This is a genomic window from Cytobacillus solani (assembly GCF_001420595.1).
Taxonomy (GTDB): domain Bacteria; phylum Bacillota; class Bacilli; order Bacillales; family Cytobacillaceae; genus Cytobacillus; species Cytobacillus solani.
In genome coordinates, this window is the sequence record NZ_LJIX01000006.1 from 2946075 (window position 1) to 2966956 (window position 20882).

Genomic DNA, 20882 nt, shown 5'->3' on the forward strand with positions numbered 1-20882 from the left:
CTCTCTACTCCTTATTATTGTTACTTGCGATATGTTTAAGCCTTCCTAAGAGTTCATCGGAATTTTCTGCTGCAATGAACTCACCGTCTACAATCGCATATGGGGATTTCTTGCACTGCTCACATTTGCTTTGACAGCTGTATTCCTTATATTGAATATGATTCTGATTCAGGAAACGCTCATAATCAGGGCTATTTTCTTCGTTTAAAAACCGATCAAGATTTTTTTCACAAAAATCAATTTGAACCTTTTTTTGTTTTGAAAATAATTTAGTCAATCGTTTCATAGCAGTCACATTCCTTATTAAGTTGGAATCTTTTATAAACCATATAATTATTAACTGCATTAAATATATCTCTAAATTAATTAGGCAATCAAATATTTCGTTTTTCTAAGACACCTAAATTTAAAATAAAGCTCAATAATTTCACATAAAGTTCAGAATTACAATATTCCTATACAAAAAATGGCGCTTATCCATTAAGGAGAGCGCCTGATTAAAATGGAAAAATTAACGGAATAATAAACATCATAACAAGGAACATGACTATTTGTAAGGGGATTCCTATCTTTAAAAAGTCACTGAATTTATATCCTCCCGCTGTCATGACCATTGCATTTGTTGGGGATGCAACTGGAGTTGCAAATGCCATGCTCGCTGCAGCCGCTACCGTTATTAAGAATGGATAGGGGCTAACCCCGATATTCATAGCCGCATTCATCGCAATCGGAGCAAATAACACCGCAGTTGCCGTATTACTAATAAATTGACCGAAAACCATTGTAATCAAATAAATACCAGCTAACACACCTAATGGTCCATACCCGCCAGCTACATCTATAATACCTTCTGATAGAAGCACCATTCCCCCTGTTTTTTCTAATGCCGTTGCCACAGGGAGCATGCAGGCGATTAACACAATACTTTCCCAATTCAAATGGCCATAGGCATCATCCATATTTCGTAAACACCCAGTGATGATCATAAGAACAGCACCGATTAATACAGAAATAACAGTTGGGAACACTTCCAGAATCATCATTGCAATCATTAAAAGCATGATTCCACCAGCAATTGGTGCTTTTCCATTTGCTGCTGCCACGCTTGCGTGCTCTTTCGGCTGACCAACGACCACAACATTTTTGGTTTCTCTTGAAAGCAATTCGATTTCTTCCCATGAGCCTTGTACAAGGAGAGCATCTCCAAAACGAAGTCGTACATTGGACATATCCTTTAAAATATAAGTGCCTTTTCGATTAATTCCAATAATATTCAAATTGTATTTTTCTCTAAACCCAATATCCTCAATCGTTTCATTAATCAAACTTGAATGTGGTGTTAACAGTACTTCAGCAATACCAAGTTGACTTGAAACTAAATCATTCTTTGATTGATCTGTTTCAAACACAAGCTGATAATCTTTGGCTAATTTCTCTACTTGGCTTTTCGATCCTTGAATATAGAGGATATCTTTACCGTGTATGACACTCTTTGGTCCAGCCATTTCTTGATAGGTAATAGGTAAAAGATTCCTGCCCTCAGCTGATTTACGGTCAATTTTCAATATACAAAGATGATACAATGCTGGAATTTTCAATTCAGATAATGGCCGATCCACCATCGGGGACTCAATTAGTACATGAACACGATGTAAGTTCTCGTCCAAATGATAATGCTGAATGAGTTCCTTTGGAGAAAGTTGAGTATTGCTCATTTGTTTCTTATTGTTGCTATTCGGTAGCAGGGCTTTTCTGACAATCATTAAATAAATAATTCCTGTTATGACTGCCGCAATACCGACTGGCGTAATATCAAAAAAACGAAGTCGCTCAAAACCATGATCAACAAGGACTTGACTGACAATTAAATTGGGGGGAGAAGCGATTAGTGTTAATAATCCTGATAAGCTCGCAACATAAGAAAGTGGAATCAAAAACTTTGATGAGCTCACCTTCATACTTACAGCAATACTGATAACAACTGGCAGCATAATCGCTACCGTCCCTGTATTGCTCATAAAGGCTCCTACAGAAGCAACAATGACTAGCAAGAGAAAAAATAACTTTTTCTCGCTATTACTAGTCCAGCGCAAAAGCAAATTACTTGCCTTTCTTGCAAGACCTGTACGAAGAATCCCCGCTCCTACAACAAATAATGCTGCAATCATAATCACAACTGAATTCGAAAAGCCCGCCAGTGCCTCAGCAGGCTCTAAAATACCAGCAATAACAAATGCCAGCAATGCGAGAATAGCGACTAAATCTGCACGGATACGATTACTCATAAAAAGAAAGATTATTAGACCTAGAATGACAAATGTTAATATAAGCTGCATTTTAAAAGTAAACCCTTTCTGTTAAAATCATCTGATGAATAGGCTACTGTACTTCCATTCTCCTATCTATTCCATTATAAGTATTGTTCTCAAGAAAATCATTTTGCTACTGCAAAGTTCATAAATTGTATACAAACGTCTTTTAACTATGTATATGGATAAAGAAAACCATTATTGTAAAGAAAAGACCGTTAGTACTGTTACACCAACGGCCAAAACTTAGATGTTATACAACTCTTATCCCATACCAAGATGGTTGTTCTCTTCAGAGGAAACCTCCATTGTACGAATTTCATAGCTTTCCAACCCAGATGTTATAAATGGATCAGCTTCAGCTATTGCTTTTGCCTCCTCCATGGATGTTGCTCGAATTATCACCATTCCGCCTTTATAGTCAAGAAAAGGGCCGCAAAGAACTAACTGATTCTTCTCATCAAGTTTTCTTAAAAATGAAATATGTTCACGGATGACTGGTTCAGTTAGCTTTTTTCCATGATTAATAGATAATAAAATTACATAAAGAACATTACTATCATAGGGGCTATTCTCCATTCGATAACCTCCTTCTATAATAAGTTTTATTACATTGTTAAACTACTCTAGTTCAGTTTAATAATTCTTTGATTGGAGCTTCCGCGGAATGGCAGTGTGATATCTCTTTTCTCTATTATAAATGGACCATCCACTAGCACATCGCAATATTCCAACAATTCATTGACATGTTTATCCTCGCAGCTTTTTAACTGTTCTAATTTATATCCACTGTATATCCAAATATTTTTATTAAGATTTTTTAATGCCTTTGCTAGTTCTTTTACCTCTTTCGCCTGATAGAATGGTTCTCCTCCCGATAAAGTAATATCGGTGAGTGGATTTGACAGTACTTCATCCATTATCTCCTCCACTGACATTTCTTTCCCGTTTTTAAGATTCCAGCTCTCAGGATTATGACAGCCGAAGCAATGGTGTGGACATCCTGCGAAGAATATTACAGTTCTTAATCCTACTCCATCAACTACAGAATCATGATGTATGCCCATTACCTTCATAAATGTTTTACTCGATTTTTTTCTTCCTGTTTTTTAGCAACATTCCACTTAGACATATCACCTACTAAATACCCTGTAATGCGTCGAATTCTAGAAATATCCGATTCATCAGTCGTATGACAGCTTGGACACTCGTTATGAATAATGCCAGAATAGCTGCACTTCTTACAGTAGTCTACTGGATGATTGATAGAACCGTAGCCAATCTTATTATCGTACATAGCTTTTACTAGCTGATCTATGGCTTGAAGATTATTTTTTAAATACCCATCACATTCGATATATGTAATATGACCGGCATTGCAGAGCTCATGAAAGGGGCCTTCTTTTCTAATTTTATCAATCGCCTTTATTGGATAATAGACTGGAATATGAAATGAATTAGTATAGTAAGATCGATCCGTTATATCCCTTATTTCCCCAAATTCAGCTTGATCTCTTTTCGTAAATTTTCCTGATAAGCCTTCTGCAGGTGTTGCTATAAGTGTGAAATTTAGATTACGCTGTTCAGCTGCTTGATCCGCCTTTTTTCTTAGAAATTCAACAATTTTATAGCCAAGTTTCCAAGCCTCCTCATTCTCTCCATGATGAGTGCCAATTAAGGCTTTTAAAGCTTCGGCAAGTCCAATAAATCCAATGGACAATGTCCCCTGCAGGAGCACTTCTTCGAGTGTATCTTCTCTCCCTAGTTCCTCACTTCCCCGCCATATCCGCTGAGAATATAAAAAGGCAAAATCTTGTGCGCTTTTCTTTCTCTGATATAAGAATCGCTCGTATAATTGTTGAATGACAATATCACAATAATAATCCAATTTATTAAAAAATTGTTCCTCATTATTACTTGTTAATGCTATTTTTACAAGGTTTATACTTGTAAAGGAAAGGTTTCCCCGTCCAATGCTATTTTCCTCCCCATGGCGATTTGCCATTACCCTTGTACGGCAGCCCATATAGGAAATTTCACTTTCTGGCGTTCCATCGTAATATTTAAGATTAAAGGGAGCATCAATAAAACTAAAATTCGGAAAAAGACGCTTGGCTGTTGTTTCTAATGCTAATTGATACAGATCATAATTAGGTTCATCAGGATCAAAGTTTATTCCTTTTTTTACCTTAAATATTTGAATAGGAAATATCGGAGTTTCTCCTTTTCCCAGCCCACTTTGTGTAGCTAATAGAATATTCTTAGTAATCATCCTGCCCTCTTTTGACGTATCAGTTCCATAATTGATTGAAATAAATGGAACTTGCGAACCTCCTCGTGAATGCATGGAATTACTATTATGAATAAATGCCTCACATGCCTGGTATACATCTTGATCAGTTTCCTTCCAAGCAATTTTTTCTTTTTCTTCGGTTGTGTAAGTTGTTTCATACCCATTAATTCGGCTTAAATGCTTTTCAAATGTTAACTTTACATAAGGAGCCAAATCATAATCAAACATCGGATAAGCTTGTCCGCCATGCTGCATATTTTGATTTGCCTGTAAAATAATTGATGCAAGAGCTAATGCACTTTTAATATTTTGCGGCTGCCTCATAAAGCCATGCCCTGTATTAAAACCGGTAGAAAGAAGCTTACCTAGAGGGATTTGACAGCAAGTTGTCGTACCCATTGGCATGTAATCCATGTCATGAATATGAATATAATTTTCCAATACAGAATTTTTTATCGACTCCGACAGTTGATGCTCTATTGCATAGAATTTGGCGGATTCACTTCCAAATTTATTCATTTGACCCATTGGAGATCTTCCGTCCATATTTGCATTCTCATTCATAATTTCTTGATCTGAAGCATTTGTTATTTCCTCAAAACTCTTAATTAACCCCCATGTACTTTTGTTCACCTTGTAGCTTAATTGTCCCATTGTAACTCCCCCATTACTTCATTTTCCAAAAATTCAATTACGTGGTTTGCTTTTTAACCTCCTTACTTTTTCTAAACCATGATGTATCCAAGGATAATAAGAGAATAAAAAAACCACTTCTCTTTAGAGAAATGGCTGACATCACGTTGACACACTTGCAGAAAAATTCTACAAATCTACCATCGTTCCATCCTCCCAGCTCCCGAAGAAGATAACACGGTATAAATAAGGCAGGTCTCCTGACTCATGCTTCATTTTTTTCAAACACCTTCCCATCAAAAACGACAGTGGTTCTTGTTTGAATCATCAGCATTTACAGTTGCGGGTACAGTTCTGGTTTCACACCAGATTCCCTTTTCAGCCCTTGAAAGAGCACCTCATTTATCTGGTTAACACTATATATAGTGTATTTACCATAAAACAAATACAACATATCGTATTTGCATCTTAATTATATTGAACTGACTTTATTTTGACAATAGTTATCTTAATCGTAAGTAAAAAAAAGAAGAGTAAAATCAGCACCATACCAATTTCACTCTTCTCGTTATCACTTATTCTCATATAAATGATTTCTTAATATTTTCTGCACTCTCTGCTGTTTGTTGGATATATTCTGCGATTAATCGATTATCTGCTGTGATTGTTTCAATTGATGCATTTACTTGCTGCAAGCTTGCTGTTGCTTCCTCAATAATTGCAGCAAAATCATTTGTAGATGATTCAACTTTTTCACTATTTCTTCCCACTTTTTTAGACAGAGTGTCAAATTCCTGAAACTTTTTATTTACTTTTTTCAGCATTGAATGAAGTTCAGAGAATTTTTTTTCCACTTCGTTAGATGATTCGACACTTTGGTTCAAATTCACACTGCTGTCTTTCATATTTCCTTGGGCTAATTCATTTGTTTTGTTAACCTCTACGAGATTTTCAGTAATTTTAATTGTGATTACTTTCGTTGTATCAGCTAATTTTCTAATCTCTTCTGCTACAACAGAAAATCCTTTCCCTGCTTCACCTGCTCACGCAGCCTCAATTGAAGCATTTAATGCCAATAAATTTGTTTGCTCTGTAATTTGCTGAATTTGTTGTGCAAATTGATTTGTTTCTTCAATTTTTTGAGTTAATGTCCTAAAGTTTTCATTAAGCTCCTTAATAACCATTTGTAAGTTATCCATCTCATTCATTAGATGCTTTGCTTTCAATTGACCTTCCTCAGCAGCAATACTAGATTGAACAGATTCTTCAATAAGTTCCTTAGTTGACTGATTCATATCATTCAAAACCACTAAATTATTATGTGCATTGGTAGCAATGCCTGAGATTTGTTCACTCTGAACCTGGCTGCCTGCTGAAACTTCACTTATGGCAATTCTCATTTCATCTTGTGAAGATACACTAAATTGAATTTTTTCATTCACCTTACTTAAACTGTCTACAATGGTAAACAGCTCTTTTTCAAGCTTAACTTTTTGTTCTTCCTTTGCTCTTGAATTTGCTTCTTCTTGATCCATATATTCTTGGAGCATTTTGTATTGCTTATCATTCAAATGAATTAAAACGCTTAAAAGGACCGTTGATAGCAAATATATTAGGAAAAACGATGCAAATTCCTCTTTCAAGTAAGCGTATGTTGCTACTGGAAAAAAACTATTATAGGAAAGGATGATTAAACCAAAAACAATACCGATTCCAAAGATTTTTTTATTAAAGGGAACTGCAGCAAAAATAGTAAAGAAAAATACACTAATAACACCAGCTAGATTGCCCCCCGTTATTAAAGTCGTAATCAACATACATGTATTCATTCCTATGACAATTACATAGGGAAATAAATACTCTCTCTTACTTTTATTCGTCATAAAATAAACAATAGGATAGATAATTACTTGTACTAGGTTTAGCATAGTCATTATAGATTTCGGGTCTAATGCGAACATACTGATTAACCCAATGACCGTTAATATCAAGTATATTGTTAGCATTAGTTTGTTTTTACTTTTCAAATCCATTAGCTTTAATTGTTCGATTGCATTCATTTTGTTCCCCCGCTAGAATAATAATTACTTTTTAATATTATCGGCTATGTTAGGTATTTTTCGATAAAAATAATAAAAGCTGGAACAATTTATTTTCCTAGTGGATCTCTTTAAAACATTAGAATTTAATTGAACTTCATTTAGCTAACAAGTATCACTAATTTCCTTATATTCTTATTTGCCTCCATATGATAATGTGCCTGTTGGATATCTGCAAATGGGAATATTTGATCTATTATAGGTCTAATCTTATTCTGCTTAAATAAAGGGATTGCCCTTTTTTCACTTTAAATGCAGAAATAATGCATTAAATAGGTAATCTTTTTTTCCTTATTTCCATAAATAATCCTACCTATGTATAAAATAAATATCCCCTTAAATACTAATAACAGCTTCCAAGAATCAATGAAATTAATCTAAAGGAGGATACAGCCAATGGATAAGGATATGAATTATGGCAGTGATTATAAATACATTCCCGCCACTTCCATAGGGAGTGGAATGACTATTCAGGTCTTGCCTGACTTGTTTTGCCACACTGTACAAATTGTCAATATTATATTAGCAGGGGATCCTAATACAAAAGATTTTATTCTAGTTGATGCTGGAATGCCCCATTCAGCAAATGAGATCATCTCCGTTGTTGAAGAATACTATGGCGCAAATAGCCACCCGAAAGCAATCATCTTGACACATGGGCATTTTGATCATGTAGGTGCAATTATTGAATTGGTTAAGCATTGGGAAATACCTGTTTATGCTCATGAATTAGAGCTGCCTTATTTAACTGGACAGAAGAGTTATCCTGAACCTGACCCAACAGTTGAAGGAGGCTTGATAGCAAAAATGTCTCCACTGTTTCCAAATGAACCAATTAACCTAGACAATCATGTGGAAAAGCTTCCTGCAGATGGGACGATTCCATATTTGCCTGATTTTTGCTGGATTCATACTCCCGGACATTCTCCTGGACACATTTCTTTATTCAGGGAATCAGACAATACATTGATTGTTGGAGACGCATTTGTAACCGTCAAACAAGATTCACTATATAAAGTAATTACCCAAAAACAAGAGATAAACGGACCTCCCAGATATTTTACAACTGATTGGGAAGCTGCTAAAGAATCGGTAATCAAATTAGCATCTTTAAGCCCATCTGTTGCAATTACAGGGCATGGATTGCCAATGTCAGGTGAACTATTAACAAAAAGCCTTGAAAAACTTGTTCATGACTTTGATCAAATTGCAGTACCTGACTTTGGGAAATATGTTGATAAAAACCTGCATTAGATCAACAGTTTACCACATCCTAATTTAAACAAATCTCTAAATAGGTTGTCTAAAGTTGGAGTTTAGCTTATAATCATAAAAGTACATATATAGTATTTACACGATCACAATACTACAATATACAGTGATTAACCTATAAATACGGTGTCTAGTAAGACTTAATAGGGAATCTGGTGCAATTCCAGAGCTGTTCCCGCAACTGTAAGTGCTGACGAAATAAGTGATCCACTGTCCATTAGGATGGGAAGGACTTAAAGTAGGTGCAAAGCACGAGTCAGGAGACCTGCCATATTTATAACGTGTTATCTTCTTCGGGAGCTGGGAAGATAGAACGAGGGTATTTTGATAGACCTTTTTTGTCTATGATCTTATCAACGTTTGTTAAACCCATCCTCTTTATTGAGTGATGGGTTTTTATTTTCCCCCTATTCCAAGAATCGAATGAAAGTAATGAAAGGGGAATTTATATTATGAAAACAATGCTTCAAAATGAATTAAATTCTGTTTTGGATGCTTTAGAAAGAGCAGCTACTATTTACAATATTGACATCCGGGAGATAAAACAGAAAATATTGGAGAATGATCAGACTTTTTCTGAAGCGAATGAACAGGTACTCCATTATTCCTTGAACAAGATCTCAATGGAACAGCCCAATTGGACCTTTCTTGCTGCCGGGTTATATTTAAATGATCTTTATTCAAAAGCAGCTGTTAACAGAGGTTATCACAAGGAACAAAAGTATGGACCTTTCTATGAACTTATTAAAGAACTCACAAATATAGGAATTTATTCAGATGATTTATTAAATTTATATACTAAGGAAGAGATCGCTGAAATTGAAAATGCAATTGATCCGGAAAAGGATTATTTATTTAATTATGTTGGCTTATTCCTGCTCGCCGACCGCTATCTAGCGAAAGACTATGAAAAAAATGTCTTTGAATTGCCACAGGAACGATTTATGATCATCGCGATGACTTTAATGAAGCATGAAAGTAAATCTAATCGACTTTCTCTTGTTAAAGAGGCCTACTGGGCATTAAGCAATCTTTATATGACGGTTGCCACTCCAACTCTTGCTAATGCAGGGAAAAGTTATGGTCAACTATCCTCTTGCTTTATTGACACAGTTGAAGATTCTTTGGATAGTATCTATTTAAATAATTGGGATATTGCTAGATTAAGCAAAGACGGTGGAGGAATCGGTATTTATTATGGAAAGGTGCGTGCTTTAGGTTCAGATATTAAGAGATTTAAAGGGAACTCCTCAGGTGTCATTCCATGGATTCGACTAATCAACGATACAGCAGTCAGCGTAGATCAATTGGGACAAAGGCAAGGAGCTGTAGCTATTTATCTAGATATATTCCATAAAGACATTATGAATGGATTCTTAGATTTAAAGACGAATAACGGGGATGAGCGACGGAAAGCTCATGATATTTTTACAGGTGTAGCCATTCCTGATTTATTCATGAAAAAATTAGAGAAAGTTGATGAAACAGGAAGAAGCATTGGTGAATGGCATACCTTCTGTCCACACCAAGTAAAGCAAATCATGGGCTGGAAAGATGAAGTTGGGAATCCATTAGGGCTAGAAGACTATTACGATGAGACAGATATTAAATATTTTACTCAAAAATATGAAGAAGCTGTTAATCACCCTCTACTTCCAAGAAGAACATACCGGGCGATGGATATTATGGCTCGAATTATGGTATCTCAGCTAGAATCAGGTACTCCATATATGTTCTATAGAGATGAGGTAAATCGTCAAAATCCAAATAAGCATGTGAAAGGTAGAGGACACACTTCTATTTATTGCAGTAATCTCTGTACTGAAATTATGCAAAATATGTCTGCAACAGTGATTCAGAAAGAATTTCAAGACGATGATGGCAATATTGTCATAGTTAGAAAACCAGGAGACTTTGTAGTTTGTAATTTATCATCTATCCATCTTCCTAATGCAATACAATCGAATGTGTTAGAACGACTCATCCGAATTCAAATGCGAATGCTCGATAATACGATTGATATTAACAATATTTCAGTTGGACAAGCCAAATGGACAAACGAAAGGTATCGAGCTGTTGGACTAGGAACGTTTGGATGGCATCACTTACTTGCACTCAAGGAAATTCATTGGGAATCTGAAGCAGCCGTTGAATTTGCAGATGCTTTGTACGAAGAAATCAGTTATCACACTATTCATTCTTCAATGGAGCTTGCAAAGGAAAAAGGATCCTATCGAATGTTTTCTGGATCTGAATGGCAAACTGGCGCTTACTTTGAACGAAAAGGCTACACTTCCGAGCGCTGGACTATGCTGCAGAAGGATATTCAAACATTTGGAGTTCGGAATGGATGGATGCTTGCTGTTGCGCCTAATTCGTCTACAGCAAAAATTGGCGGATCAACTGATGGAATTGATCCACTATATGCGATTGAATATGCAGAGGAAAAGAAAAACTTTAAATTTAAAGTGACTGCTCCTGATTTAAATCACCATACTTACAATTATTACCGTCGTGTTCGCCATGAATTAAGCCAATTATGGAGTATTAAGCACAATGCTGCACGTCAACGACATATTGATCAATCCATTAGCTTTAATCTCTATGTTCGCCATGATATAAAAGCGCGGGAATTATTGCAGCTTCATTTGGAAGCATGGAAGCATGGATTGAAAACGACATATTATGTACGCAGTACTTCACAAACAGAAATTGATGAATGTGAAGCTTGTCATAGCTAAATCTTGAGGAGGATGTAGTCAAATGAGCACCAAACAAGCCCTTACTAAAATAAAACTGCTTAATCCAGAGTATCCAAATAAAGCAACTCGGATCATTAATGGTCATTCTTCCGGAATTTTAAATTGGAACGACATTAAATATCCGCAAATGTACCGAATGTATCAAACATTATTATCAAATTTTTGGAAAGCCCAAGAAATTAATATGCAGGATGATATTAAACAATGGGATTTATTAAGTACAACTGAGCAAGATGTATTTTTAAGAATCAATACACAGCTGGCTTCTCTCGATAGCTTACAAACACCTACAATGACACAAGTGATGGATTATGTAACCGACCCAAGCTTTAAGGCTATTTTTGCAGTTATATCACAGCAAGAAGCTGTTCATAATGAATCTTATTCCTATATTTTGAGCTCACTTGTTCCACTAAGTGAACAAAACGCTCGGTTCGATCAAGCAAAGGATGATCCCATCGTTCGAAAACGGAATGAGCTTATTTTGGATGCATACGAAAAATTTCGAAACGAGCCAACTCCACAACATTTATTTGAGCTCTGTATTAACTCAATAAATCTTGAAGGAATTTACTTTTACGCTGGATTTGCTTTCTTCTACCACTTAGCACGTCAGCAAAAAATGTTAAAAACGAGCACAATGATAAGCTATATCCAACGCGATGAGATGCAGCACGCCTATTTCATTTCACAATTTGTTCGGATTTTATTAACTGAAATGCCAGAATTAAATACAGAGAGTAATATTGAATTTGTTTATGATACCATCCATAAAGCAGTTCAGCTTGAAAAAGAATGGGCACATTATATATTAAAAGACATTAAAGGAATTAACATTGAAGAATTTGAAGGCTATGTTGAGTACTTAGCAAACAAGAGGCTTCGCCAACTAGGACTTGAAAATCTCTATGAAGATCGAGAAAATCCAATGCCATGGATTCATGTATTCAGTGATGAAATGATGAACGAAACGAAGTCCGATTTCTTCGAACAGAAGTCACGAACATATACCAAAGTCTCGCAAGACAATGGCTTTGATGAGTTATGAGAATTGGTATTGTTTATACATCTGTTTCCGGCAATACAGAAGAATTAGCACGATTACTACATGAACTATTAATTGAACAGAAATATAGATCTCAACTAATGAACATAACTGACTTCCCGGTTCACGAGTTAGCTGAATACGATGCAATCGCAATTGGCACTTATACATGGGGAGACGGAGAAATCCCCATAGAAATGGAGCCTATATATAATGAGTTTAAAGGTTTAAGAGATAAAAAAATGGTTACAGCTATCTTTGGTACGGGTGACCGATTTTACCCCCACTACTGCGGAGCTGTCGATACGTTTAAAAATGCATTAAAAACAAATACGAATTTAGCTGTAACCTTAAAGGTTGAATTATTGCCGCAAAAACAAGACTTATCCAAGTGTAAAAAGTTTGTTGAGTTGTTTACTGAACGGATACAAACAAGTTTGCAATAGGCTATAGGTTAACATTTAGACACCGTTATATGACGGTGTTTTTTTTCGATCTGGCCTTTTTTCAATTGAAGATTTACAACTCAAAAGGAATATTATTCATACGATAGTGCAACCTTAAATAAAGTTCACTTAGAAAAGAATTGTATTCAGAGGTGCGTAAAGATTGCTGTCAAAAAGAAATAATTATATAGAGAAATTACTAATTATCTTGTCATTACTTGCATTGACTATCTTCATCTCCCCCTTATTCATATTAGGAGACAATGCTCACATACGCGTCCATGATAATTTGGATTCCAATCTTGCATGGTATAAAGTCCTAGCTGAAAGCGGTCAAATTACCGGACCTGCAAACGCTGTTATTCCTCAAATAATTAACGGGAATTTGTCACGGAATGCCTTTGGTACTGAATATAGCCTGATTGTCTGGCTTTATGTACTATTCCCAACCATGATTGCCTACGCAATAAGCCAAACAATAACAAGATTTACGGCATTTTTGGGCATGTATTTACTTTTGAAAACACACTTCCTTGAAGATAAGGAATGGATAGCCTTCAATATTGGCATCTCACTAGCTTTTGCATTTACTCCTTTTTGGCCTTCAGGGATGTTAAGTACACTTGGTATGCCACTCGCATTATGGGCTTTCTTGAATATACGGAATGGGGAAAGATTGTGGAAGAACTATCTCATTTTAACCGTTCTCCCATTCTATTCTAGTATTGTACTTGGTTTTTTCTTTTTTCTTAGTGCTATGGGGATATTCTGGCTTTCAGACTTGATTAGAGGAAAAGGGTGGAATTTTCGCTTTCTTTTATCGATCGCTTATATGACTGTCATGTTTTTACTAGTTGAATATCGGCTCGTATATTCCTTATTATTTGATGATGACCCAAACAGTCGGGATGAATATTTTCATGCTAGATTATCAGCTACCCACGCACTCCGCCTTACTTTTAAGAATTTTATTTATGGTCACCATCATGCTGCAACTGTACATACTTTTATCATATTGCCAGCGATGCTTATTGCTTTAGCAATCGTTTTTATGAAAAAAAAGTGGAGAATGGAAAAAGTATTTGTATTTTTATTTTTGCTAAACATTGTTTTATCTGCTTGGTATGCATTTTGGTTTTACAAAGGGTGGCTTCCGCTTACTCAACGTTTCCACTTTCTTGACACATTTAACTTTGCGAGGTATCACTTTTTAAGACCTCTTATTGTATATTTGTTGTTTGCATTGTCATTAAAAATCATCTGTTCTTATTTGAAAAACTGGAAAAGAATCGGGCTTATCCTTGTCCTTGCACAGATTTTAGTTGTTTCATTTGCCAATGAAGAGTTTTTGTTTCGTAATAAGCCTACAGTTAAGCAATTTTATGCGGAAGAACAATTCAATAATATTAAGGATTTTATCGGCATTCCTCAAGAGGATTATCGAGTGGCCAGTATCGGCATTCACCCTGCAATCGCACAGTACAATGGGTTCTACACGCTTGATACATATAATAACTTTTATCCTTTAAGCTATAAATATCAGTTCAGGAAAATAATTGAAAAAGAACTTGCCAAAAACAAAACTATTCGGACATACTTTGATGAATGGGGCGGTCGTTGTTATATCTTTACGGCCGAACTTGGGAAGCATTATATGTTTAAAAAAAAGACAAAAAAAAGGCTGAAAAAACTGGAGCTTAATATAGAGCACTTTAAAGAAATGGGTGGGAGATACATATTTTCAGCGGTTCCAATTGATAACGCTTCAGAAAATAGCCTAGTGCTAGAAAAAACGTTTGAATCAAAAAGCTCTGTCTGGAAAATCTACCTTTATAAAGCAATATAGAGGATAGGAGAATGCCACATGAAAAATCCAGTACTTACTATTGTCGTCCCCTGCTATAACGAGGAGGATGTTCTTCCAAAAACGATTTTGCAGCTAAGCAGTTTTCTTAGAGAGATAAAGGAAGAAGGACTCATTTCAAATAAAAGCAAAATATTATTTGTGGATGATGGAAGTAAGGATGAAACTTGGAAGATTATTTACAAAAAAAGCTTACATGACGAGAATATTCGTGGATTAAAACTTTCAAGAAATGTGGGGCATCAGAATGCTCTTCTCGCTGGTTTAGCAGCTGCTAGAGAGGCATCTGATTGTGTGATTTCCATTGATGCAGATCTTCAGGATGATATTACTGTCATTCGGGAATTTATCCTTAAATTTCAAGAAGGCTGTGAAATTGTTTATGGCGTAAGGAGAAAACGAGATAGCGATACTTTTTTCAAAAGAAGCACAGCACAGGGCTTTTACATGCTAATGAAAAAAATGGGTGTGAATCTTGTTTATAACCACGCAGATTTCCGTTTAATGAGCAAACGTGCGTTACATGAGCTCCAACATTTTGAGGAAGTTAATATGTTTCTGCGAGGTATTGTTCCCCTTATCGGCTTTAAGTCAACTAATGTGTACTACGACCGAAAGGAACGGCTGGCCGGTGAGACAAAATATCCATTTAAAAAAATGCTTGCCTTCTCATTTGAAGGAATTACATCTTTTTCTGTTACCCCTATTCGCTTCGTCATGTTAGCTGGTGTTTTATCTTTCTTTATTAGTCTTTTATTCGGTGCTTATTTTCTCGGCTTAAAGTTTTTTGGGAAGACAGAAATAGGCTGGACATCTTTAATCATTTCCATATGGCTTATTGGTGGACTTCAGCTTATTGCCATTGGACTAGTTGGGGAATATATCGGAAAAATATATAAAGAATCCAAGAGAAGACCGAAATATATCATCGACATTGATACATTTAATATGCCGATGCCCCGCCATATTATAAATGATGGAGGGAATGAAAATGAGTTCTATCGCACTGATCTTGGAAAGCTGCCTGAAACGAACTAATTCCTTTATCCGTTTTTTTATCGTGGGGGTCATAAATACACTGACTGGTCTTAGTACGATGTTTCTGCTCTTAAATATTGCAGAACTTTCCTATTGGTTTTCTACTTTTATTGGGAATAGTATTGGAGCGATTGTCAGTTATAGTTTAAATCGGACTTTTACTTTTCAATCTAAAGTTACGATCAAAAAAAGTGTCCCCCGCTTCATCGCAGTCATTCTTTTTTGTTACTTATTTTCATATAAAGTAAGTGAAATGGCAGCTGGTATGATTATAGGTAAATTTCCCCTTATCAGGCTTACTGGCGAAAATTTAGCTATAATAATTGGAACTGCAGTCTATATGATCACGAATTACTTCGGGCAAAGGCTTTATGTTTTTAGAAAATAATAGAAAATTTCAGTATTACTTACTCACATCATCATCCTTCCTGAAATATAATCAAAAAGGACGAAATCTTCTAGAGATCGTCCTTTAAAACAGAAATATTATTTAACGGCTCCTTAAGAATTATCTTCGTTATCCCTTTCTCTTTCAAGATATTCAGCAGTGTATGGGTCTTTTTCATAGGCAGATAAATCCCCATAAGATGTCATAATATCTTCTTCATCTAACCGATCCTCTAGCTCCTCATGCTGGGCATTTCGGTAAACTGTAATATTTTTTCCTTCAATATCGACACCAACGAAATTTTCGAAATCCTCAACATACCCTACATTTTCTCCTGAATCTGTATATATTTCATTGTAATCGTCTGGCGGATCAGACATATCAGATGGCGATTCGCTTGTTCCCCATTTTGCCACCTCTTGCCATGAATCCTCTGCATCAAAGGCAACATTTTCATCTCCGTCCTCATCTTTGAAAAACTTTTTAAAAGGCGGCCCGATAATTTCTTCTTCAACAGGGCGTTTGTGAGATGTGCGTTGATCCTGTGAATGTTCTATGCAGAAAGTAGTTGTAGGTAATGCGTCCAATCGTTCAGACGGGATATCCTTCGAACAAACTTCACATTTTCCATAGGTCTCATTTTGTATGGCTATTAAAGCTTTGTCGATGTTCTTCAACTCATCTTCTAAATGTTCATTTAAGGCGATATCTTTTTCTCTTTCAAATAGCTCTGTCCCAGCATCTCCCGGGTGATTGTCATAATTTGAAAGTTCGCCCATTGATTCCTTCCAAAATGATTCCTTTAAACCAAAATGCTCATTTTGCTTGAACCTACTCTGAATTTCCTGTTTTAAATGGTTTAGTCTTTCCTTAAACTGGGATAATTCCTGATTTGAAAGCATACTTAAACAGTCCCTTCATTTACTCTTAACCATTAAGTATAAGCTTCCCTTGTTTTGAAACTCTTATAACAAGATAATCTTCTCTTGATAAATGATTCATTTCGATCTGCCTTGCCTGATCCCTTATCATATGTACATATACGCACAGGTTTTCTTTTCAAATATATGTAATGTATAAGTCTTATTTTCTTAACCCAACCTCACTTGATGTACTCTGTAATGTTTAGTTTCCTAACATTCCATCAATAATTAATTACTTTTAACACCATAAAGGATACATGCAACTCCTCCAAATATCCAAATAAGTTTTATAAAAGAAACCTTCTCAGATAATCCAACAAGGCCGATCGTTGTTGTGATCATCAATATAATGGGTCCAACTAAAGCTAGAGAACTATTAACAAAAAGCGCCTTTTCAATATCATTAATTCTTAAAATCAATATGGCAACAAAGATTTCGATGCTGCCCGAAAGAATTCGTAATAATGCCATGCCCATAATTGCCTTTTCAAAAATTTGAAACATAATAATCCTCCCAAACGATTTCTTCCACTAATATATGCACCATCGTCTTGGAGAAGGACAAGTTATTTTAATGAAGAATACTTTTTCCGTTAACCGAAGGATATACACCCATTTTACATCTTCTAAAATACTAGGTTGATGCTATGAACTGAATTATTCAGATGAGGTGGTTATCTTTGTTTTATCATATTAAAGAATTGCTATATCAAGCAAAAACTGAAAGACCAACAAAAAAGAACACCTGAAGAATGAAAATCCTTCAAGTGTATCCCGTTTGGCAATTATTTATCTTCTTTCCTATTTTTAATTTCTGCCCTTTTCGGTGTCAGCTCCTCTGAAGCCTCTGTTTGAAAACGTAAATTTCCAGAATAATTTTGAGATGTCTGAGAATTATTAATCACATTATTTGAAATATATTTATGGTAAAAAAACTCAAAAAGTGCGACCCCTAATGATGAAATTAAGGACATTGAGAACAAATTCCCGCCATTCGGTAGAACACTGCTCATTAGCCAAATGACCATCAATGCAAGCCCAAAGTCAGCAACTGATGCTACTAAGTTATTTGTCCTCGGCAGGATGAGCATATCACCAATTATATAAGCTACCATCCCCAAAACTAAGGTGATGAACAATACATTTCCAAAACTCATCCCAAACATCATGCCAAGTATTAAATATAAAAGGACAAGGCTTGCAATACCTTTTACAGCAAATGCTATTACATGTTTCATCTTTTCATCTCCTTTAAACAATATTTTGGATCATAAATTTAATCTTATTCAATAATCAAGTATATTGTCATGTGGATAAAATGGAGCATTTCTATGAATACTAGCAAAGAAAAGGATTATTGTTCCTGGGGGTGAAAAGAATGAATGAACTAACGACTAAAGAACTTTCATATATAGAGGATGAGATCCGCGCTGAGGAAATTACTGCCAAAACAATGAATTGGTGTGCATCTCTGTGTGAGGACCAAGAACTAAGAAAAATTCTTGAACAACTAGCAGAAAGTCATCAATTAAAAATCGCCGGACTTTCACAATATTTTAATCGTTCGAAAATGATCCAATAACGAGGAAAGGAGACATACAAATGCCAAATAATATGGAGGGGCGTGGCTTAACAGATCGAGAAACGCTGCAGCTTTGCCTGGAATTAGAGAAAGGAAGATGCAGAAGTGTAAGTAATGCGATATTAGAATCGAGCCATAAGGATTTGCGTGAAATATACCAGCAGTGCTTTGATAATGCAAATACCAATCAATACAGGCTCTATGAAATAATGAATGAAAAAGGCTGGTATAAAACTGAAAAAGCCTCTATTGAAGAAATACACAAGGTGCAAGAATTTATGCAAAATAATTTACACCCTGACAACCAGTTTTAATGGAAAAACCCCTTGGAAAAAGAAGTATTCCCCTTCTTTTCAAGGGGTTTTTCCAAGACTGTGTTACCAACTTTCTTTTATTACTCCAGGAATTCCCCCCTTTATAAGTAAGCTTCCGAAGCAAAAACGGCAAAGCTGAAATTTCCGTAAAATGATGTATGTATATCCTGATTCTGCAGCGGTAAGCAACTTCTGTATGCGTTTGAAGTAATTTCGATTAAATCCAATTTCCTATTTTGCAATTCCTCAGCCCAAGCAGATAATTTATTAATCCAGCTTAAAGTTGAAAATCTTCTTCAAATTAAAAATCAAACTTTAATCGTATTATTTTTTCATGATTGGATAAACTAATTTTTAATTCTTGTTTTTATAGGGAATGATATATAAAATGACCTTCTTCTTAATTTTCTTTTGTTTTATTTTTATATTTGTGCTATATCTGATTCCCAAAAACATAACGAAGTCTGAACAATACACAATCGCATTATTTTCAATTCTCTTAGGCTTGATGGTAGATGTAGTTTTCGACATTAAGTATCATCTGTATGGCTATATTTATCCTGGTGTCCAATACTTAGGTTTCTTGCCGATTTTAATTTTCTTTCCGGTTGCAGGTATTGTATTCATAAATTTCTATCCGAATAGAAAACCATTAATGAGTAAGTTACTTTACATTATTGGGTGGACTATTTTTAGTTTGGTTTTCGAATACATCTCTTTAGTGGCTGGTTATTTTTATTACAACGGTTGGAAATACCTGTATTCAGCTTTCTCATACCCATTTCTATTGTGGCTTCAATTATTGCACTTCAAATTTCTTAAATCTTTAAATAAAAATAGGAATTCTTAATAGTTTTTTACCTTTTTACTCTTTTGCATATACAAATCAAAATTGGGTACTTTAATCCATGCCAAGCAAGGCCCTCCGAAGAACGAGAACTCAAAAGATTCAGGTTTTGCTCGGCATCATATTCATTTATCTGTATTTCTTTATTAAATATTGGGAACTCTAAAATAATGAGCTATATTCTATATTCCTATATTTAGCTCTACAGGGCAAGATCCAAAAAAATCCTAACATATTCAACCTTCAACGCATGCTTGCCCTGTAAACAAATGTTTTAATAGTACAAGCATAAAATTGTAAAGACAATGTCCCAGAACCTTCCACATGAATACAGTATTAAAGAGTATTTTTAGGAGGTAGGTAAATGGAACACAATAATGCACGCCCTCAGCGAAAACATCTGTTAGAAACTATGCTATTGCAATTACCGAAACTGCAACACCATCACTAAGAAAGGTATTAACTCAACAGCTTCTACGAGCTATTGACACTCATGCTAATGTTTATAAATACATATATGATAAGGGTTTTTATCCTTCATATAATCTAAATAAATTACTTAAAAACGATGTAAATATAGCTAATAAAGCATTGTCTGAACCAATTTAAGTTTTCAGCCTATATAGATAACAATTCACGATAGTATTTTTCTAATCGACTTCTGAGCCTAAAAAGGCTCTTTTTATTATACATAATTACTCTTTTGTTATGTTAAATCTTGGAACTGTGCATTTTTGTTAATAATTGCACTTAACTTCTTTATCAAAATTATTAATATCAGTCTATTTATTCTTCTAGCTTTTTTATCACGAATATCATTAATAAAACAAACAAAAGGAAAAATATTCAAAAATCATTTGGCAGCATTCCGTTCTAATAGTGCTTATTCTCTTATAAGTTTTAACATTAGCTTTATTAAACTTTTCTTATTCATTCGCTCTAACTCTTTCAAGATTTGTACTATTGTTATTGGTTTATTCTTTTAAGAGGTATTCTACATAGCCGTCACAACCTTAATTTTTTTATCTGCAATTGCAATTGCCTCGTTCATAATTTAAGCTATCCCT

Annotated in this window: 21 protein-coding genes, 2 pseudogenes and 2 riboswitches; of the genes and pseudogenes, 11 read left to right on the forward strand and 12 right to left on the reverse strand. The window is 35.1% G+C overall.

All coding sequences use genetic code 11. The features are described from left to right. Positions 1-4 precede the first annotated feature (4 nt). From AN957_RS16580 to AN957_RS26970, 8 genes and pseudogenes are all read right to left on the reverse strand, one after another. Positions 5-286, reverse strand: a complete 282-nt coding sequence (locus tag AN957_RS16580) for a DUF1450 domain-containing protein (protein ID WP_053477565.1) — start codon at positions 284-286, stop codon at positions 5-7. A 211-nt stretch (positions 287-497) separates the two neighbouring features. Then, complete coding sequence (locus tag AN957_RS16585; RefSeq protein WP_056685236.1) at positions 498-2336, reverse strand: SLC13 family permease; 1839 nt, start codon at positions 2334-2336, stop codon at positions 498-500. A gap of 237 nt (positions 2337-2573) precedes the next feature. Continuing rightward, a complete protein-coding gene (locus AN957_RS16590; RefSeq protein WP_053476557.1) occupies positions 2574-2888 on the reverse strand; it encodes a YciI family protein in 315 nt (104 codons plus the stop codon). Positions 2889-2935: 47 nt separating this feature from the next. Next, a complete protein-coding gene (gene nrdG, locus AN957_RS16595; RefSeq protein WP_053476558.1) occupies positions 2936-3385 on the reverse strand; it encodes an anaerobic ribonucleoside-triphosphate reductase activating protein in 450 nt (149 codons plus the stop codon). Further along, on the reverse strand, positions 3382-5256 hold the full coding sequence (locus AN957_RS16600; protein ID WP_056685239.1) for an anaerobic ribonucleoside triphosphate reductase: 1875 nt from the start codon (positions 5254-5256) through the stop codon (positions 3382-3384). Before AN957_RS16600 ends, nrdG begins: the two co-directional genes overlap by 4 nt. 212 nt (positions 5257-5468) lie before the next feature. Next, a riboswitch (cobalamin riboswitch) is annotated at positions 5469-5651 on the reverse strand. Positions 5652-5816: 165 nt separating this feature from the next. Beyond that, positions 5817-6266 (reverse strand): annotated as a pseudogene (locus AN957_RS16605) (methyl-accepting chemotaxis protein); the annotation flags it as partial. A 12-nt stretch (positions 6267-6278) separates the two neighbouring features. Further along, the gene (locus tag AN957_RS16610) at positions 6279-7295 is read right to left on the reverse strand and encodes a methyl-accepting chemotaxis protein (RefSeq protein ID WP_056685246.1); all 1017 of its coding nucleotides are present in this window, start codon (positions 7293-7295) and stop codon (positions 6279-6281) included. A 140-nt stretch (positions 7296-7435) separates the two neighbouring features. Further along, the gene (locus AN957_RS26970) at positions 7436-7567 is read right to left on the reverse strand and encodes a zinc-binding dehydrogenase (protein ID WP_082446848.1); all 132 of its coding nucleotides are present in this window, start codon (positions 7565-7567) and stop codon (positions 7436-7438) included. A 163-nt stretch (positions 7568-7730) separates the two neighbouring features. On the opposite strand from AN957_RS26970, the gene AN957_RS16615 reads away from it, so the two are divergent. The 7 genes from AN957_RS16615 to AN957_RS16645 all read left to right on the forward strand — a co-directional run bounded on the left by AN957_RS16615 (position 7731) and on the right by AN957_RS16645 (position 16149). After that, positions 7731-8588, forward strand: a complete 858-nt coding sequence (locus AN957_RS16615) for an MBL fold metallo-hydrolase (RefSeq protein ID WP_053476561.1) — start codon at positions 7731-7733, stop codon at positions 8586-8588. 125 nt (positions 8589-8713) lie between these two features. After that, positions 8714-8893, forward strand: a riboswitch (cobalamin riboswitch). Between the two features lie 165 nt (positions 8894-9058). Continuing rightward, positions 9059-11347: a ribonucleoside-diphosphate reductase subunit alpha gene (locus tag AN957_RS16620; RefSeq protein ID WP_053476562.1), complete on the forward strand. Its 2289-nt coding sequence runs from the start codon at positions 9059-9061 to the stop codon at positions 11345-11347. Between the two features lie 22 nt (positions 11348-11369). Further along, positions 11370-12416 carry a ribonucleotide-diphosphate reductase subunit beta gene (locus AN957_RS16625; protein ID WP_053476563.1) on the forward strand — a complete coding sequence of 349 codons (1047 nt, stop codon included), beginning with the start codon at positions 11370-11372 and terminating at the stop codon, positions 12414-12416. Beyond that, positions 12413-12859, forward strand: a complete 447-nt coding sequence (locus AN957_RS16630) for a flavodoxin domain-containing protein (protein WP_053476564.1) — start codon at positions 12413-12415, stop codon at positions 12857-12859. Before AN957_RS16625 ends, AN957_RS16630 begins: the two co-directional genes overlap by 4 nt. Before the next feature lie 187 nt (positions 12860-13046). Then, positions 13047-14705 (forward strand): DUF6044 family protein, encoded by a 1659-nt coding sequence (locus AN957_RS16635; protein ID WP_425388946.1) that lies wholly within the window; start codon positions 13047-13049, stop codon positions 14703-14705. An 18-nt stretch (positions 14706-14723) separates the two neighbouring features. Then, entirely contained in the window at positions 14724-15761 is a 1038-nt protein-coding gene (locus AN957_RS16640; protein WP_053476565.1) for a glycosyltransferase family 2 protein, read from the forward strand. Beyond that, on the forward strand, positions 15715-16149 hold the full coding sequence (locus AN957_RS16645; RefSeq protein ID WP_053476566.1) for a GtrA family protein: 435 nt from the start codon (positions 15715-15717) through the stop codon (positions 16147-16149). Before AN957_RS16640 ends, AN957_RS16645 begins: the two co-directional genes overlap by 47 nt. A 113-nt stretch (positions 16150-16262) precedes the next feature. On the opposite strand, the gene AN957_RS16650 is transcribed toward AN957_RS16645, so the two are convergent. From AN957_RS16650 to AN957_RS16660, 3 genes are all read right to left on the reverse strand, one after another. Beyond that, a complete protein-coding gene (locus AN957_RS16650; protein WP_056685249.1) occupies positions 16263-17051 on the reverse strand; it encodes a TraR/DksA C4-type zinc finger protein in 789 nt (262 codons plus the stop codon). Between the two features lie 249 nt (positions 17052-17300). Further along, positions 17301-17576, reverse strand: a complete 276-nt coding sequence (locus tag AN957_RS16655) for a YqhV family protein (protein ID WP_075209165.1) — start codon at positions 17574-17576, stop codon at positions 17301-17303. Between the two features lie 281 nt (positions 17577-17857). Continuing rightward, the gene (locus AN957_RS16660) at positions 17858-18310 is read right to left on the reverse strand and encodes a YndM family protein (RefSeq protein WP_053476568.1); all 453 of its coding nucleotides are present in this window, start codon (positions 18308-18310) and stop codon (positions 17858-17860) included. Positions 18311-18450: 140 nt separating this feature from the next. Here AN957_RS16660 and AN957_RS16665 point away from each other — a divergent pair, with 140 nt between their 5' ends. After that, positions 18451-18654 carry a hypothetical protein gene (locus tag AN957_RS16665; protein WP_053476569.1) on the forward strand — a complete coding sequence of 68 codons (204 nt, stop codon included), beginning with the start codon at positions 18451-18453 and terminating at the stop codon, positions 18652-18654. A 20-nt stretch (positions 18655-18674) separates the two neighbouring features. Next, complete coding sequence (locus AN957_RS16670) at positions 18675-18968, forward strand: spore coat protein (protein WP_053476570.1); 294 nt, start codon at positions 18675-18677, stop codon at positions 18966-18968. A gap of 63 nt (positions 18969-19031) precedes the next feature. Here the strand turns inward: AN957_RS16670 and AN957_RS28590 are convergent, their stop codons facing one another. Next, positions 19032-19157 (reverse strand): hypothetical protein, encoded by a 126-nt coding sequence (locus AN957_RS28590; protein ID WP_425388905.1) that lies wholly within the window; start codon positions 19155-19157, stop codon positions 19032-19034. 199 nt (positions 19158-19356) lie between these two features. On the opposite strand from AN957_RS28590, the gene AN957_RS29210 reads away from it, so the two are divergent. Beyond that, positions 19357-19818, forward strand: a complete 462-nt coding sequence (locus AN957_RS29210; RefSeq protein ID WP_075209166.1) for a CBO0543 family protein — start codon at positions 19357-19359, stop codon at positions 19816-19818. Between the two features lie 387 nt (positions 19819-20205). Continuing rightward, a pseudogene (locus AN957_RS26985) lies at positions 20206-20424 on the forward strand (spore coat protein); the annotation flags it as partial. Positions 20425-20882: the final 458 nt, after the last annotated feature.

Bases quoted from the DNA above. Each gene is read 5' to 3' on its own strand.
- AN957_RS16580 (WP_053477565.1), bottom strand. From the start codon at position 286: ATGAAACGATTGACTAAATTATTTTCAAAACAAAAAAAGGTTCAAATT.
- AN957_RS16585 (WP_056685236.1), bottom strand. From the start codon at position 2,336: ATGCAGCTTATATTAACATTTGTCATTCTAGGTCTAATAATCTTTCTT.
- AN957_RS16590 (WP_053476557.1), bottom strand. From the start codon at position 2,888: ATGGAGAATAGCCCCTATGATAGTAATGTTCTTTATGTAATTTTATTA.
- nrdG (WP_053476558.1), bottom strand. From the start codon at position 3,385: ATGAAGGTAATGGGCATACATCATGATTCTGTAGTTGATGGAGTAGGA.
- AN957_RS16600 (WP_056685239.1), bottom strand. From the start codon at position 5,256: ATGGGACAATTAAGCTACAAGGTGAACAAAAGTACATGGGGGTTAATT.
- AN957_RS16610 (WP_056685246.1), bottom strand. From the start codon at position 7,295: ATGAATGCAATCGAACAATTAAAGCTAATGGATTTGAAAAGTAAAAAC.
- AN957_RS16615 (WP_053476561.1), top strand. From the start codon at position 7,731: ATGGATAAGGATATGAATTATGGCAGTGATTATAAATACATTCCCGCC.
- AN957_RS16620 (WP_053476562.1), top strand. From the start codon at position 9,059: ATGAAAACAATGCTTCAAAATGAATTAAATTCTGTTTTGGATGCTTTA.
- AN957_RS16625 (WP_053476563.1), top strand. From the start codon at position 11,370: ATGAGCACCAAACAAGCCCTTACTAAAATAAAACTGCTTAATCCAGAG.
- AN957_RS16630 (WP_053476564.1), top strand. From the start codon at position 12,413: ATGAGAATTGGTATTGTTTATACATCTGTTTCCGGCAATACAGAAGAA.
- AN957_RS16640 (WP_053476565.1), top strand. From the start codon at position 14,724: ATGAAAAATCCAGTACTTACTATTGTCGTCCCCTGCTATAACGAGGAG.
- AN957_RS16645 (WP_053476566.1), top strand. From the start codon at position 15,715: ATGAGTTCTATCGCACTGATCTTGGAAAGCTGCCTGAAACGAACTAAT.
- AN957_RS16650 (WP_056685249.1), bottom strand. From the start codon at position 17,051: ATGCTTTCAAATCAGGAATTATCCCAGTTTAAGGAAAGACTAAACCAT.
- AN957_RS16655 (WP_075209165.1), bottom strand. From the start codon at position 17,576: ATGTTTCAAATTTTTGAAAAGGCAATTATGGGCATGGCATTATTACGA.
- AN957_RS16660 (WP_053476568.1), bottom strand. From the start codon at position 18,310: ATGAAACATGTAATAGCATTTGCTGTAAAAGGTATTGCAAGCCTTGTC.
- AN957_RS16665 (WP_053476569.1), top strand. From the start codon at position 18,451: ATGAATGAACTAACGACTAAAGAACTTTCATATATAGAGGATGAGATC.
- AN957_RS16670 (WP_053476570.1), top strand. From the start codon at position 18,675: ATGCCAAATAATATGGAGGGGCGTGGCTTAACAGATCGAGAAACGCTG.
- AN957_RS29210 (WP_075209166.1), top strand. From the start codon at position 19,357: ATGACCTTCTTCTTAATTTTCTTTTGTTTTATTTTTATATTTGTGCTA.